The sequence below is a fragment of the Streptomyces sp. NPDC046931 genome, from assembly GCF_040644655.1.
GTDB lineage: Bacteria > Actinomycetota > Actinomycetes > Streptomycetales > Streptomycetaceae > Streptomyces.
In genome coordinates, this window is the sequence record NZ_JBEYWX010000001.1 from 172,011 (window position 1) to 186,008 (window position 13,998).

General features: G+C 73.6%; 10 protein-coding genes. 3 read left to right on the forward strand and 7 right to left on the reverse strand.

Going from position 1 to position 13,998, the window contains the following annotated elements; all coding sequences use genetic code 11:
- Positions 1-60: 60 nt before the first annotated feature.
- The 7 genes from fxsT to ABZ876_RS00800 all read right to left on the reverse strand — a co-directional run bounded on the left by fxsT (position 61) and on the right by ABZ876_RS00800 (position 11,283).
- Positions 61-3,036 carry an FxSxx-COOH system tetratricopeptide repeat protein gene (gene fxsT, locus ABZ876_RS00770; protein WP_361772336.1) on the reverse strand — a complete coding sequence of 992 codons (2,976 nt, stop codon included), beginning with the start codon at positions 3,034-3,036 and terminating at the stop codon, positions 61-63.
- A 57-nt stretch (positions 3,037-3,093) separates the two neighbouring features.
- Positions 3,094-4,245, reverse strand: a complete 1,152-nt coding sequence (locus ABZ876_RS00775; RefSeq protein ID WP_361772338.1) for an FxsB family cyclophane-forming radical SAM/SPASM peptide maturase — start codon at positions 4,243-4,245, stop codon at positions 3,094-3,096.
- On the reverse strand, positions 4,242-4,442 hold the full coding sequence (locus tag ABZ876_RS00780; protein WP_361772340.1) for a hypothetical protein: 201 nt from the start codon (positions 4,440-4,442) through the stop codon (positions 4,242-4,244). The genes ABZ876_RS00775 and ABZ876_RS00780 overlap by 4 nt, the downstream gene beginning before the upstream one ends.
- Positions 4,439-7,696: an SAV_2336 N-terminal domain-related protein gene (locus tag ABZ876_RS00785; RefSeq protein WP_361772342.1), complete on the reverse strand. Its 3,258-nt coding sequence runs from the start codon at positions 7,694-7,696 to the stop codon at positions 4,439-4,441. The genes ABZ876_RS00780 and ABZ876_RS00785 overlap by 4 nt, the downstream gene beginning before the upstream one ends.
- Positions 7,697-7,702: 6 nt before the next feature.
- Positions 7,703-8,740: a MoxR family ATPase gene (locus ABZ876_RS00790; RefSeq protein ID WP_361772344.1), complete on the reverse strand. Its 1,038-nt coding sequence runs from the start codon at positions 8,738-8,740 to the stop codon at positions 7,703-7,705.
- A gap of 157 nt (positions 8,741-8,897) precedes the next feature.
- On the reverse strand, positions 8,898-10,886 hold the full coding sequence (locus tag ABZ876_RS00795) for a trypsin-like peptidase domain-containing protein (protein ID WP_361772346.1): 1,989 nt from the start codon (positions 10,884-10,886) through the stop codon (positions 8,898-8,900).
- A complete protein-coding gene (locus ABZ876_RS00800) occupies positions 10,879-11,283 on the reverse strand; it encodes a CU044_2847 family protein (RefSeq protein WP_361772348.1) in 405 nt (134 codons plus the stop codon). Before ABZ876_RS00800 ends, ABZ876_RS00795 begins: the two co-directional genes overlap by 8 nt.
- Positions 11,284-11,425: 142 nt before the next feature.
- On the opposite strand from ABZ876_RS00800, the gene ABZ876_RS00805 reads away from it, so the two are divergent.
- The 3 genes from ABZ876_RS00805 to ABZ876_RS00815 all read left to right on the forward strand — a co-directional run bounded on the left by ABZ876_RS00805 (position 11,426) and on the right by ABZ876_RS00815 (position 13,955).
- Positions 11,426-11,605, forward strand: coding sequence for a DUF6104 family protein (locus ABZ876_RS00805; RefSeq protein ID WP_311692815.1), 180 nt, complete (start codon positions 11,426-11,428; stop codon positions 11,603-11,605).
- A 435-nt stretch (positions 11,606-12,040) separates the two neighbouring features.
- Positions 12,041-12,931, forward strand: coding sequence for a DUF4097 family beta strand repeat-containing protein (locus ABZ876_RS00810; protein WP_361772350.1), 891 nt, complete (start codon positions 12,041-12,043; stop codon positions 12,929-12,931).
- 1 nt (position 12,932) lies between these two features.
- Complete coding sequence (locus tag ABZ876_RS00815) at positions 12,933-13,955, forward strand: helix-turn-helix transcriptional regulator (protein WP_361772352.1); 1,023 nt, start codon at positions 12,933-12,935, stop codon at positions 13,953-13,955.
- The last annotated feature ends 43 nt before the right edge of the window (positions 13,956-13,998 follow it).

The following is a 13,998-nucleotide window of genomic DNA, read 5'->3' on the forward strand; positions in this document are numbered from 1 at the left end:
CCTGAGGGGCCCGCTCCCGAGTTCCGGCTCGGGGGCGGGCCCCTCGGCGTGCGGCCCGTCTCACATCATCTGCGGTTCGAAGTCCCAGTAGGGGCGCCGTCCGTCGAGCATGTACCGCACCTGGCGGTGCTCCTCGAAGAAGCTCTCGGTGAGCTTGCGGACCGCCTCCTGACGTACGCTCTGCGCCTCCTCCTCCCGCCCGGTCGTCGCCAGATCCTGCGCGAGGCCCGCCGCGAGGTTGAGGGTGAGGACGTGCGCGTCCCCGACCGCGGCACGCGCCCGCCCGAGGGCGTCCCGGCCGAGCGCGACCGCGCGCTCCAGCTCACCGGTCCGGGCGAGCGCCGTCGCCGTGTTCATGGCGCAGCCGACGGACCAGACGTGGGCCGTGCCCAGGGCGCGCTCCATCCCCGCCCTGGCCCGCTCCGCGCGCTCCCGGGCACCGTCCAGGTCCCCCTGGTCGCCCTGGACGAGAGCGCAGTTGTCGAGGGCTCCCGCGACATAGGGGTGGCTGTCGCCGAGCAGACGCGTATAGCGGCCGTGGGCGGCCTCGGCGAGTTCACGGGCCTCTTCCAGTTCGCCGATGTCGCGCAGCAGCATCGCGTAGTCCGTGTTCAGCATCAGCGTCTCGGGGTGGCCGGGGCCGTGCCGGCGCAGCATCCGGTCGCGGGCCTCCCGCATCAGTCCCCGGGCCCGCAGATGGGACCCGTCGCGGCGCAGGCACAGCGCGAGATTGTGCTGGGCGAGCAGGGTCTGTCCGTGGTTGCCGCCCAGCACCTCCCTGTGCAGGCGGAAGTTCAGCTCCTGGATGGCCAGCGCCTCGCCGTACCGGCCCAGCAGCCGCAGCGTCCAGGCGGTGTGCAGGCCGGCGTCGAGCGTCGCCGGGTCCCGGCCGCCGTTGAGGGCGATGTACGACTCCAGGACGGCCCGGTGCAGGGACAGGGACTCCTCGTAGTGGCCCAGCAGCCGCAGGGCGATCGCGAGGTTGCCGCGGATGGCGAGGGTACGCGGCACCTCGTGCTCGCCGAGGTCGGCCGCCGCCTGCGCCTCGGCGTCCTCGTACAGCAGGCGGGCCTCCTCGTACTGCCCGAGCGCCATCAGGGTTCCGCCGAGCCCGTTCTTGGCCCGCAGCACCTGGATGGGGCTGCGCTCGGGGTCGGCGGTGATCCGGCGCAGCACGTCCCGTCCGATGCGCTCGGCCTCGCGGTAGTTGCCGAGCCGGCGTTCCATGTTGGCCCGTTGGTGCACGGCGACGAGGACGTCCGGGTCGGTGTCCGTGGAGACGGCGGTCCAGGCGGCGACGGCCGCCCTGCTGAGCTGCCGGCCCTCCTTGTACTCGCCGCGGATCCGCAGGTACTCGATGCAGTTGAGCACCAGCGCCCGTACGTCCCGGTCCGTGGAGTGCAGCGCGCCGGTGGGTTCCAGATGCGGTATCACCTCCGCGTACCGCGACCAGTGGACGCGGTCGCCGGGGCGGCGGGGGTCGGCGGCGACGAGCACCCGGCGGGCGGTCTCGGCCGACCGCCGTGCCTCCTCGTGGCCCAGATGTCCGCGGACGAAGCGGTGGAAAAGCCGGTGCATACGCAGCGTGCCGACGGTCTGGATGTCCATGGGCCCCTGCTCGTACTCCAGCCGCATGGAGGTGGCCTCGGACAGCACCCGCAGCGCGGTGTTCCAGCTGCTCGGCTCGGTGACCAGGGACACCAGGTGCGGGGGCAGGTCCCCGGCGCGGGCCGACTGCACCAGGCCCAGCGGGATCACGTCGGGCGAGAAGAACGCGAAGAGCGAGAGCAGTTCGTAGGCGTTGGGGTGCTTCTCGCGCAGGGTGTTGACGGTCTGCCCCCAGGCGGCCTGGAACTCCTTGCGGTACTCCTCGGAGGAGACGACGGGAACGCTGTGCGGGTCGCCCTCCTGGATACGGGCGATGTACGCGTCGATGTCGGCGGTCTCGTTCAGCTCCACCCAGGCCGCGGTCTGGTCCATGAGCAGCGGGTGGTCCTCGACCGCGGCGGCGAGGCGGTCCGCGCTGTCGCGGGTGAGCCGGCGGCTGCGCCGGCACGCGAAGTCCACGGACTCCTCGCGGTCGAACGGGGGTAGGTCGACGATCTGGCCGACCCACCGGTGCCACTCCCTGCGCGGAGTGGTGACCAGGAGATGGCCGGGGCCTTCGGGCAGCAGCGTCCCGAGGTCCTCGGGGTCCTCCGCCCCGTCCAGGACGACCAGCCAGCGGATGCGGTCGGCCAGGGCCCGTTTGGCCGCCTCGATGCGTCCCCGCAGGGCGTCTCCGGTGTCCGGTTCCGCGCCGAGCTTGTCGGCGAGCCGGGCGAAGTCCTCGCGGGCCCGGTTGCGCACCGAGGCGCGGACCCACCAGACGATGTCGTACTCGCCCTTGTAGCGGTGCACGTACTCGGTCGCCGTCTGCGTCTTGCCGACCCCGCCCGGGCCGCGCAGCGCGACGCGGGTGCCATCACCGCCTTCGGTGAACGCCTGGTGCATGCGTTCCAGGACGCGCTCACGGCCGGTGAAGTCACGGTTGTGGCGGGGGGCGTTGTCGATGCCGGGCCGGTCCTCGGGGAAGCGCGGGCCGCGGCTGCGGTCGAGGCTGACCGGGCCGCCCGAGGGAGGGGTCACCTCCAGCGCGTCGAGCAGCACCTCGGCGGCCCGGTCGGCGTCGAGGCCGCGCAGCGGCAGCACCCGGCCGAGCCGTCCGGCGGCCGGCGGCAGGGAGGCGGCGGTGATCGACACGGCGACGACGCGGTGCCCCTCCCGGGGCATGAGGCCGGCCAGCACGTCGGCCCAGGCCTGCCGGCGGGCCTCGTCGAAGCGCACGAACCAGTCGTCGAGCAGGAGCAGCAGTTTGCCGGGGCGGGCCAGCAGACCGCTCAGCCGCTCGGGCTCCGGCGTGGTGTGCAGGGGGTCCCAGCGGACCGCTTCCGGCACCGCTCCCGCGTGCGCCAGGCGGTGTTCGATCCACGTCGCCCAGGACCATGACTGTCCCGCGTAGACGATCGTGACGTGCTCAGGGGACGCGGATGACATGCCTGGGGTCTCCTTCTGACGTAGGTGAGGGCTACGTCGTGGTCCGTCAACTCCACGTTAGACCAGACTTCTTGACGATACGGAGAGCTGCTCGCCGATCCGCGCGGCGGCGTGCCGGATGATGCGTTCCAGGTCGGCGCAGTGCACACTCGGGTGCCGGAAGTGGCCCGTGCGGCGGGAGTAGCGGTGGGCGTAGTTGCCGCCTCCGCATATCCGCACCACGGGGCAGGCGCGGCAGTCCTCCCCGAGCGCGTCGAGCCCGGCCCTCAGCGCGGCGATCCTCGGGTGCCCGAGCGCCTCGTCGAAGGAGTTGCGGTGGACGTCGAGGCCGGTGGCGGGCGCGTGCGGGTACGCCGTCTTCAGCGAGTCCAGTCGCTCGATCGCGCCGTCGGTCTCCACCACGACCGCGGCGATCGGCGACAGGCCCACCGCGTCCGTCCGCGAGGAACCGCCCAGCAGCAGCGCCGCGATCTCGGTGAACAGGCGCACCCGTGGCCGGCCCGGTGTGGTGTCGTCCCACCACAGGTCGAAGGCGTCGGCCAGCCAGTCCCCGTAGGGCGTGGGAGCGGGGCGGTGGCGGCCGGGCGGGCGGCTGCCCCAGTGCAGGTGCGGCAGCAGGAAGTCGAGCGCGGGCGGTGCCAGGGCCCGCAGCGAGCGGTAGACCTCGGCGGGGTCGGTGGCCGGGTCGACGGTGCACAGGAGGCCGCCGTAGGCGTCCGGCCTCCGTGCGGCCAGCATCCGCGCCGCACGGCGGGCGGCGGGCCAGGAGGGACGGCCCGCGTGGTCGACGCGGCGGGCGTTGAGGGCGGCGGTACCGCCGTCGAGGCTGAGCCCGATCCGGATGCCGGCGTCGGCGAGGCGGTCGAGCGCGGGCCGGGTGAGCAGGGTGCCGTTGGTCTGCACGGTGACCGTCACATCGGTGCCGGCCGGTACGGCGCGGCGCACGGCGCCGGCGTAGGCGACGAGCGGTTCGGGTCCGGTCAGCAGCGGCTCCCCGCCGTGCAGGTCGACCCGCACGGACCGCGGCCGGTGGGTCTGGACGTGCTCGGCGATGCGCCGGGCGGTCTGGCGCATGGTGTGCTCGCCGACGTGGTGCGGGCGGTCGCGCCAACTGCTGTCCGGGCTGCGGTAGATGTAGCAGTAGGTGCAGTCCAGGTTGCAGCGGCTGTGCACCTTGAGGACGAACTGGCGCAGACAGTCGGAGCTCACGGGGCGGCTCCCGCCGGGGGGCTCGGCGGCGGGGGATCGGGCGAGTCGCCGTAGTAGGCGGCCGGAAGTTCGTCCTCCGCCTCTCGTGCGTGCAGTTCGGCCAGTACCGCGGCGAGTACGGGGTGGGGGGCGCCGCCGATGCCGGGGCGCTCGAAAACGGGCAGGGGTATGCCCGGGGCGTCGTCCGGACTTCTCATGCCTCGCCCCCGCCGCTCGGATCCAGGGCGCTCAGGGCGGCCCGGGCGTCCTCCGCCTCGTCCCCGTCGCCCAGTCCGGCCCGCTCGTACAGCCTGAGTGCCGTGCGGTACTCCTCGGCGGCGCGGGCCGGGGCCGAGGCCTGGCCGAGGGCCTCGCCGCGCTCGACCCGCACGCGGGCCTCCGCGGCCGCGAGGTCCAGGTCCCGGTAGAGTTCGGCGGCCCGCAGCAGATGGTCGGCGACCCGCTCCCAGTCGGACCACTGCGCCGTGTGGTCGGCCAGTCGTCCGGCGGCCGCGGCGCGCAGCCGCCAGGCGCGTGCGGCGAGCAGGTCGTCGTCGGTCTCCCGGGCGGCGGTGCCGACTATCCAGTCGGCCTCGTGGAGATCGGACAGGCCGCCCTGGAGCAGGTTCCGGTGCAGAAGCGCATCGCCCAGTTCCACCCGGCGGCGCGGCAGTTCGGGGTCCTGCTCGGAGGATTCGTCGACGGCCATCCGCAGCACCCGCACGGCGTCGGTCCACTCGTCGGCGGCGCCCAGGGCGAGGCCCAGCCGGAGCAGCAGACCGGGCCGGTACGGATCGTCCAGGGACAGCTCTCCGGCGGCCTGCCACCAGGACCAGACGGCCGCCTCCAGCTCACGCGCGTCGCGGGTGAGTTCATAGGTCGCCAGGTATGCCTCGCCGAGCCGGTCGAAGCACTCGGACCGCAGTTCCGAGTCGTCTCCCGCGTGGTCCAGTGCCTGCTGGAGCACGGTGGTGATCCTGCGGCGGGCGCGGGGGTCCTGCTCCGCGTCCCGGGTGAGGTCCAGGGCCCCGGCCATGTCGAGACAGATCCGGGTCAGCTCCCGGGCGTCGGCTCCCTCGGCGGCGCGCAGCGGCAGCGCCTCCCGGAAGCCCACCTCGGCCAGCTCGGCGGAGCGGTGGGCGAGGGCGCGCCGCTCCGGTCCGGGTTCCCAGGGCCTTGTGCCGCGTCCGGAGTCGTGCCGGGCCAGCGCGAGCAGCGCCCGGGCCTCCAGGAGGCGGGACGACGCCTCGTCGTTGCGCAGCCGGTGCTGGGTCGCGAGGCCCGCCGCCTGTTCGAACTGCTGGGCGGCCCAGTCCTGGGGTGCCCCCTCGTCCGGGCGGAGCACGGCGGTGCCGGCCCGGGCGACCAGCGACGCAGCCTGGAACACGGCGGTGGCGCGCAGTCCCAGGGCACGGGTCGTCCATCGCTCCGCATCGGGCGGGATCTCCTCCAGCCGCTGCCGGGCCTGCCGGTAGGCGAGCAGGGCCAGCCGGCGGGGGGTGGCGTCGGGCTCGCCGAGGTCCTGGCCGAGCCCCGCGGGCAGGGTAGCGGCGGCCGCGCCCGCGCTCTCCAGGTCGGCGGCGATGTAGAGCAGGATCCGCGCCTCCCTGACGAGTTCCGCCGGGTCGGTCTTGCGGGTGCGGGGAAGGACCTCGTACGCCTCCCGGAGGTTGTCGGCCGTTCCCGTCACGCGCCACCGTTCCAGCAGGGCCCCGGCCAGCCGGGCCCGCAGCGCGTTGCGTTCCGTCTGCCGGCGCTCGACCTCGAGTGCGCGGCGCAGCAGGCCGATGCCCTCGTCGAGGTCGCGGGCGGTGCCTTGGGCGGCGTAGCGGTCGAGCAGCTCGTGCGCGTGCGCGGCCAGCTGCGCCGGGCCCGCTCCGGGCGGGGCGGAGGGGACCTTCCCGTAGCGGGCGAGGACCTGGGAGGAGATCCGGGCGAAGGCGCGCAGCAGACGGTCGTCGGTGCCGTCTCCGGCCCCGGTGGGTTCGGCCGTCGCGCCGGACAGGTAGGCGGCGGCCAGCGCCGGGAAGTTCCGGGCCGAGCGGCCGTACTGCCGTTCGACGTACTGCGAGCTGTGCTTGAGGACGAGCTGGGCCTCGCCGCCGGGCAGATGGCGCAGGAGCTCCTCGCGCACGCTCCCGATGAACTCGTATCCGCCGTCCGCGACGGCGTCGCTGCGTCTGAGCAGCCCGCCGAGAAGGACCTCCGCCATCGCCTCCGGGCCGCTGCCGGGCAGCATGGCCCGCTGCACGAGCTGCATCACAGGCAGCACGAGGGGGACGGTGGCCAGGTACTCGGCGAGGTGCCGTGCGTCCTGCGAGGCGGTACGCCGGAACGCCCGGACCCGGTCGCGCGGGCTGATTTCGCGCTCGGCGAGCGGCCGTGCGGCGGTCGCCGGATGGTCGGCCCGCACCCAGGCCGCGGAGGCGACCTGGCGCCGGGCGGTCGCGTCGCACACCAGGCGGACCCAGCCCGCGAGGGAGGAGGGGCGCAGGGCGAGCACGGGCACCGGCAGGGCGCGCCTGGGGGGCGGCCCGGCGCGTTCCGACCGGAATTCCAGGCCCCCGGTCAGTCCCTCGCGGCGGTGCAGTTCCCCGGAGTAGGCGGGCAGGTGCGTGCCCCGCCACATCCGCTGGGGCAGCGGCTGCACGACGGCGACCGGGGCACAGCCCGCCCAGTCGTGCAGCAGCCGCTGCATGGTGCCGTTGCGCCACAGCGGTCCCGCACAGTCGCTGAGGACCAGGGTCAGCCGGCGTCCGCTCGGGTCGCGCAGCAGGCCGGGGTCGTCGGCGGGCGACGACGGGTCCGGCGAGGGTGCCACCCGTACCCCGTCCCGCCCACCCTCATGGAGGTAGTGGGTCCGGATCTCCCGGAAGGCGCCGGCGCGCTCGCAGATCCGGCGCAGCTCGGCGAAGGTGTCCTGCCACACCACGGTGGACGAGGAGACGTCCATGACCAGTTGCAGTCGTGCCTCCCGGCGGCGGCCCAGGGCCGGCACCGGGACGATCACACCGGTGTCGGCCGCCCGCTGCGCGGTCGCCTCCTCGTCCAGTCCGGACCACGAGGGCCCGCTCGGCGGCCGGTAGCGGTTGAGCGGCCGTAACGCCCTTTGCAGGGCGGGCGGTTCGGGCAGGACGGAGGCGGCGGGCACCCGGGTGGCCACGACGGTGCCGGTGGCGCCCGCGGGGCCTTCGGTCACGATGCCGCCGACCGCCGGCGTCCGGCGGTCCTCGGTCCGCTTCCGGGCGCGAACGGTCAGGGCCGTCTCGGGCGGAACGGTGGCGCGGTCGCCGTCCCGCCGGACGGCCGGGTCCTCTCGGGCGTCGTCCTCGTCGGTGGTTCCGGTGGTCGCCGTGGTGCCGGGGACGTGGCGGGCGAGCCAGAGCGCGTCCGCGAGTTCCTCGGCGTCCGGAGCGAGCCCGGCCTCGCGCAGCCGGCGGGCGAGCAGCTCCAGGGATGCGGCGACGGTCATGGCCGGTTACCGCTGTCCGGAGTCGGGTGATCCCATCAGCAGCCGCGCCAGTTCCGTACGGCGCGGACTGCCCGGCGGAGCCACCCGCTGGGTGAGGAAGATGGCGTTGAGCAGCTGGTCGGTCGGCCGGTGCGGTCCCGCCCCGTCCGCGGCGAACAGCTCCAGGAGGTCGCGGTGGTCCCGGTCGGCGCCTTCGCCGAAGTGGGCCTGCACCATGGCGGCGAGCCGGTCGCCGCGCGGCGGGTCGAGGTGCAGATGGACGCACCGGCGCAGCAGGGGGGCGGGGAACTCGCGTTCGCCGTTGCTCGTCATCACGACCACCGGGAAGGCATGACAGCGGATCCGCCCGCCGGTGACGGGCGCCCGTTGCCCGTCGTCGGTGAGGACCTGCACGGTGCCCTGGCCGGCGCGGTCGGCGATGCGCTCCAGCTCCGGGATGCCGAACTCGCCCTCCTCGATGACGTTGAGCAGGTCGTTCGGCAGGTCGATGTCGCTCTTGTCCAGCTCGTCGATGAGCAGGACCCGGGGGCGTTTCATCGGGAGCAGGGCCGTGCCCAGCGGGCCCAGCCGGATGTAGCGGCCGATCGAGAGGTCGCGGCGTGCCCCGGGCGACTCCTCCGTCTCCTCGGCGCCCGCCCGGTCGAGCTGCGCGTCCTGGAGGCGGCCGATCGCGTCGTAGGCGTACAGCCCGGACGTCAGCTCGGTGCGGCTGACGATGGGCCACTGCAGGACGCGGCCGAGCCCCAGTTCGTGGGCCAGCGCGTGCGCCAGGGTGCTCTTGCCGGAGCCGGGCTCGCCCGTGACCAGCAGGGGGCGGCGCAGGTAGAGGGCGGCGTTGATGAGTTCCACGGCCCGCGGGTCCTGCACCGGCAGCGGGGGGCGGCGGCCCAGCCGCCGGGAGGAGGCGCTGTCGATGGTGGGTACCGGGTACACGTCGTCGAGGGGTGTGCCGTCGAACCGGCGCCAGTGCGGGGGCGGCGGCAGGGAGTCGACGCGTGCCGGCGCGGGTTCGCCCTTGCCCCGGTAGACCAGCCACTCGCTCATGGTTCGCTCCTCGTCGACGATCGATGGCACGGCGCGTCACGGCCGACGAGGGCAGGCGGCGCCCACAACGGGCCCCTGAAAACTTACCCGTCCGCGAGAAGCCGTCAGTCGATTTCCAGACAGCCGTGCAGGGGTGTCGCGGGGTGTCCACCGGGAGTCATGGGGCATCGAACACCCCTTCTTCCGCGGGCAGGGGACGGCGCGGGTCGTCATAGAGGACGGCGACCTCGCCGGCCCAGTGATGTCCGTTCCCTGTGGTGATGTGCTCTCTGATACGGCGGAGGCGGTCCGGCAGTTCAGCCGGATCGGCCACTTCCGCCAGGAAGCCGACGGTCGCCCGGTGCAGGTCGTCGCAGCGGGATCCGCACTCGTGTCCCGGATGGTCACCGGAGTGCCACAGGGCGACCCCGTGTCCGGCGTCCAGGGCCATGCGCATCGCCGTCCGGCCGGCGCCCGATCCGGCCCGCCGGCACTGCACGGGGATGTGTCCGGGAGGCATCCGCGCGAACCGGTGGGCCTCCAGGGGGTCGCCGTCGAAGACGGTGTTCCTCGCGGTCAGCCGTCCGAGGGACAGCATCTCCGCCCAGCGGGTGTCCCAGGATTCGGCCGGAACTCCCCGGCGCTCGATGTCACGGATGACCACGGGACGGCGCACACCGAGGAGTTGCTGGCGTGCCCGGTCCCACAACGGCGCGGAGTCGTAGATCTGCCAGGTGTGGACGGGAGTGTCGAAGTTCGACAGGTCCAGGGCGACCTCGAGCGGCGCCGGCTGCTCCGGGCGGTCCACCGACGCGAAGGCCTTGGCGAGCGGCTCGTCGAGCACGTCCCGCAGGTGGTCCCGGTCGACGCCGGGACCGGTGGTCGTTCCGTAGCGGGGGATGTCGCTGTTCTCGCCGCCGTCGTCGACGCGCAGCGTCCAGTAGAAGCGGGAGTGGTCGTCGTCGAGCGGCTCGAGCTCCAGCAGCACCACCCCGCGCTCGCCGGGTCCCGGGTACGGCTCCACGGACCGCTGCCCGCACGGGAGCAGCCCGGGCGGCAGCACGGCGTCCTCCACGTTGGTGCGCACCGACGGCCTGACCTCGGCGAGCCGGTCCCATATCCACTCGCCGAGTTGTTCGACGGCGGCCTTTTCCGCGGGATCGCGGGCCTCCAGGAACAGCTGGACCAGGCGGAGATAGCGCAGGAAGACGAACGCCTCCTGCGGCCGGTCCCCCTCGTACAGCTGCCCGTGCCCGTCGCGCCAGGAGACGGGCAGGTGCGGGCGCCCGGCCGGGTCGTCGCCGCGCGCCTTGCGCACCAGCCGGATGATGGTGTGGGGCGCGTCGGCGGGCTCGACCGCCGCCAGCAGCGCGAGCGCCTTCCGGCGGTCCGCGGGGCTCCACTGGTCGGAGTCGGCCTCGCGCGGGGTCCCGGGCAGCTTCGTCTGCCGGGTGACCCAGTTGTGCTCCACCCTGCGGCGCTTGTCGTGCCATCGGTCGTGCGCGGCGATCACCTGGTGGTAGGCCGCGAACCGCCGCATCAAGGAGACCGCTATGGACAGTCCGCCGTCCCGGTCGCCGCGGCGGCATTTGATGACGGCCACGACGGCTCCGGTGGCCGGATCCAGCACCGGGCCGCCGGAGACTCCGGACGGGAACTCGTTGCTGGGCCCGAGCCGCAGTCCGTACGGCCCGTCGTGGGCGTTCACCGTGGCCTCGCCGTTCCACGCCTGGGCCGCCCCGTCGGCCAGCGGCCGGTAGCCGTACACGATCCGGTGGTCGCCGAACGGATGGTCGGAGCGGTCGCTCAGCCAGACGCACTCGTGCTCCACGGACCGGTCGAGCAGGCGCACCAGCGCCATGTCCTGCTCCACGGGCAGATTCGGCCGCTCGTGGATCTGCTCGCCGAGCGATCCCTGGTAGAGGCACTCCTCGAGCCGGGCGGGCACAGGGCGGCCGTCGTGGAGGCCGGGGCCCCGCACCCGGAACTCCTCGTCGCCCCTCTTCCCGATACGGCCGTGCAGCACATGGGCGCAGGTCAGTACCCACCCCGGAGCGACGAGAAAGCCGCTGCCCCACATGTCCTCGTCGTCGGGACGCGCGGAGTGGAAGTGGACCGTGGCGTTCTCGATCAGGTGCTCGAGGCGGGCATCTCGCCGCTCAGACATCCGTGCCGGACTCGGTGGTGGCCCGCTCACGGCGCTCGGCGAGCTTCCGCTCGCGGCGCTCGTCGAGCTTCCACACCAGGGCGACCTCCAGGGACGCCTTGGCCTCCCCGTCGGCGAGCACGGCGATCGCCTTGCCGGGTTTGGCGACGATCTCGACGCCGAAGGTGATGGTCGCCTCGTCCGGTCCCACGGACTGCGCCGCGTCCAGCACCGACTGACCGACGCCCTGGATCAGCTCGCCCAGCTGCTCCAGTTTGGCCGCCGCGGCGCGCCCCACCCCGATGTCGAGATCGTCCGAGCCGTACTCGCCGGGTTTCGTCGCGCCCTGTGTGGGCGTCACCCGCGCCAGCACCGTCTGGCCCCCGGGCAGTGTGATCTCGCGCAGCGTCTCGTCCATGCTCCCCCGCCCTGTGCACGGCTCCGCTCGCCCGGGCGCCGGCCCACGCCGGCACCGGGCTCTTGAACTGCGACGAGGCTAGCCGCCCGGGCGGTTCCGGAGCGAGACCGCTAACCGGCCAAGTGGCGCATATTCTGAAGGCATGTACTTCACCGACCGTGGCATCGAAGAACTGGAGAAGCGACGCGGCGAGGAGGAGATCACCTTCGAGTGGCTCGCCGAGCAGCTTCGTGCGTTCGTCGATCTCAACCCCGACTTCGAGGTGCCGGTGGAGCGGCTGGCGACCTGGCTGGCGCGTCTGGACGACGAGGACGACGAGTAGGCCGGCCGTCGGTTGACCGGGGGCGGCCGAACGGGGGCGGCCGACGGAGGGTACGTCGGCCGAGGGAGAAGGCGGCCGCGTCGGCTGGCGGGGGCGGCTGCGCATCCACGTCACCCACGTCACTCATGCCCTCGGATCCGCACACGCATAACGGCACAAGCGACGTGTCGCGACATGCTGCAATCCGGCGGCGGGTGCGGCCTGGGCGGGCTTCCGTGTGATCACACGGCGTCCGCTTCCCCGCCGCGCCTCGAGTCGATTCCGCCTCCTCCCCGAAGTTCCCCACAACGGGTGCCTTGACTTTGCGAGGCCGCGATATATCGTGAATACGAAGACGCGATATGGCGCGTTGGGTGACCTCGCCCCGCGCCCGTCGCCACGTCCGCGGTGTCGCCCGTCGAGTACGCCGTCCCGCACCGGCCGAGGAGGTCACCCATGTCCGAGTGGTCCGTCGCAGAGCCGAGGAAGCTCACCTTCGACGCCCCCGTGACGGCACTGCATGTGCGCATCGTCAACGGAACGGTGAACGTGGTGGGCACGGAAGAGAGTTCCGCCCGCCTGGAGGTGTCGGAGATCGAGGGACCCCCGCTCACGGTGACGCAACGGGACGGCACCCTGACGGTGGCCTACGACGACCTTCCCTGGAAGGGCTTCCTCAAATGGCTGGACCGCAAGGGCTGGCGTCGCAGCGCGGTGGTCTCCCTGGCCGTTCCCGCGTCCACCCGGGTGGAGGTCGGCGTGATCGGGGCCAACGCCGTGGTCTCGGGAGTCGACGGCGCTGTCGAGTCGAAGGGCGTCACGGGCGAGACGACCCTGGTCGGCCTCTCCGGCCCGGTCCGCGTCACCACGGTCTCGGGAAACGTGGAGGCCCAGGGCGTGACCGGCGAGCTGCGGCTCAACTCGGTCTCCGGCGACCTCACCGTCATCGAGGGCGCCTGCCCGCTGGTGAAGGCCGACTCCGTGAGCGGCTCGATCATCCTGGACCTGGATCCCACCAGCGGCCCCACCGACGCCCGCCTGACGAACGTCTCGGGTGAGATAGCGATCCGCCTCCCCCACCCGGCGGACGCGGAGATCGAGGCCAACACCGCGAGCGGCACCGTGTCCAATGCCTTCGACGACCTGCGGGTGACCGGCCAGTGGGGCGCCAAGAGGGTCACAGGCCGCCTCGGCGGGGGCAACGGCCGGCTGAAGGCGACCACGGTCTCCGGCTCGATCGCCCTCCTGCGCCGCCCGGCCCCGGAGGAGGAGCCGTGGGACGCGCCCGGGGACGCGCGTCCCTCCCACGGCGCCACCGGCGGCCCGACCGAGCAGAGGGGGCTCTGACATGCCTCCCGTCTTCGCCCATGGCCGACTGCGGCTCTACCTGCTGAAGCTGCTCGACGAGGCTCCCCGCCACGGATACGAGGTGATACGGCTGCTGGAGGAGCGCTTCCAGGGGCTGTACGCACCGTCCGCCGGCACCGTGTATCCCCGGCTCGCCAAACTGGAGGCCGAGGGTCTGGTCACCCACACCACCGAGGGCGGCCGCAAGGTGTACGCGATCACGGACGCGGGCCGCGACGAACTCGCCGACCGCAGTGCGGAACTGGCCGACCTCGAGCTGGAGATCCGCGAGTCGGTCGCGGAGCTGGCCGCCGAGATCCGGGCGGACGTCCGGGGCGCGGCGGGCGATCTGCGCCGTGAGATGCGGGCCGCGGTCTCCCAGGCCCGCCGGGGTGCCAAGGAACACACGGACTCCTACGGGGAGCACGGCGACCAGTCCGAGAAGGAGGCGTGGCGCGCCGCCAAGGAGGAACTGCGCCGCGCCAAGCAGGAGTGGAAGGAGCAGGCCCGGCGCGCCAAGGACGAGAGCCGGCGGGCCCGTGAAGAGGCCCAGCAAGCGCGCCGCCAGGCCAAGGAGGCCCAGGAGCGGGCGCGCGTCCAGGCCCAGGAGGAACTCCAGCGCATGGCGCGGAGGGTCCAGGAGCAGGTGCAGGACCACTTCGCGCGGGGCGACTGGCCCACGGGCGTACGGGAGGGACTGACCGAGCTGGCCAAGGAGTTCGGAGAGTTCGGGAAGGAGTTCGGCAAGGACTTCGGCTTCGGCCGCACTGGGGCGGCACAGGAACCGGAGTACACGACGACCCCCGAGGACTTCCCCGGCGCCTACGAGCCCTCCTGGGCGCACGAGGACTTCCCGGGCGACCCGGCGCGGGCCCTCGACCGGCTCCTGGACCGCTTCCGTGACGACATCCGCGACGCGGCCCGCGACCACGGCGTGACGGAGGCGCAACTCCGCGACGCCCGCAGTCACTTGTCGACGGCGGCGGCCCGCATCGGCGCGACACTGCGCACCCGGAAGGTGTGACGGTTCCGCAGCGGGGCCGAGTGCCGCCACCGGCGGTGCCCGG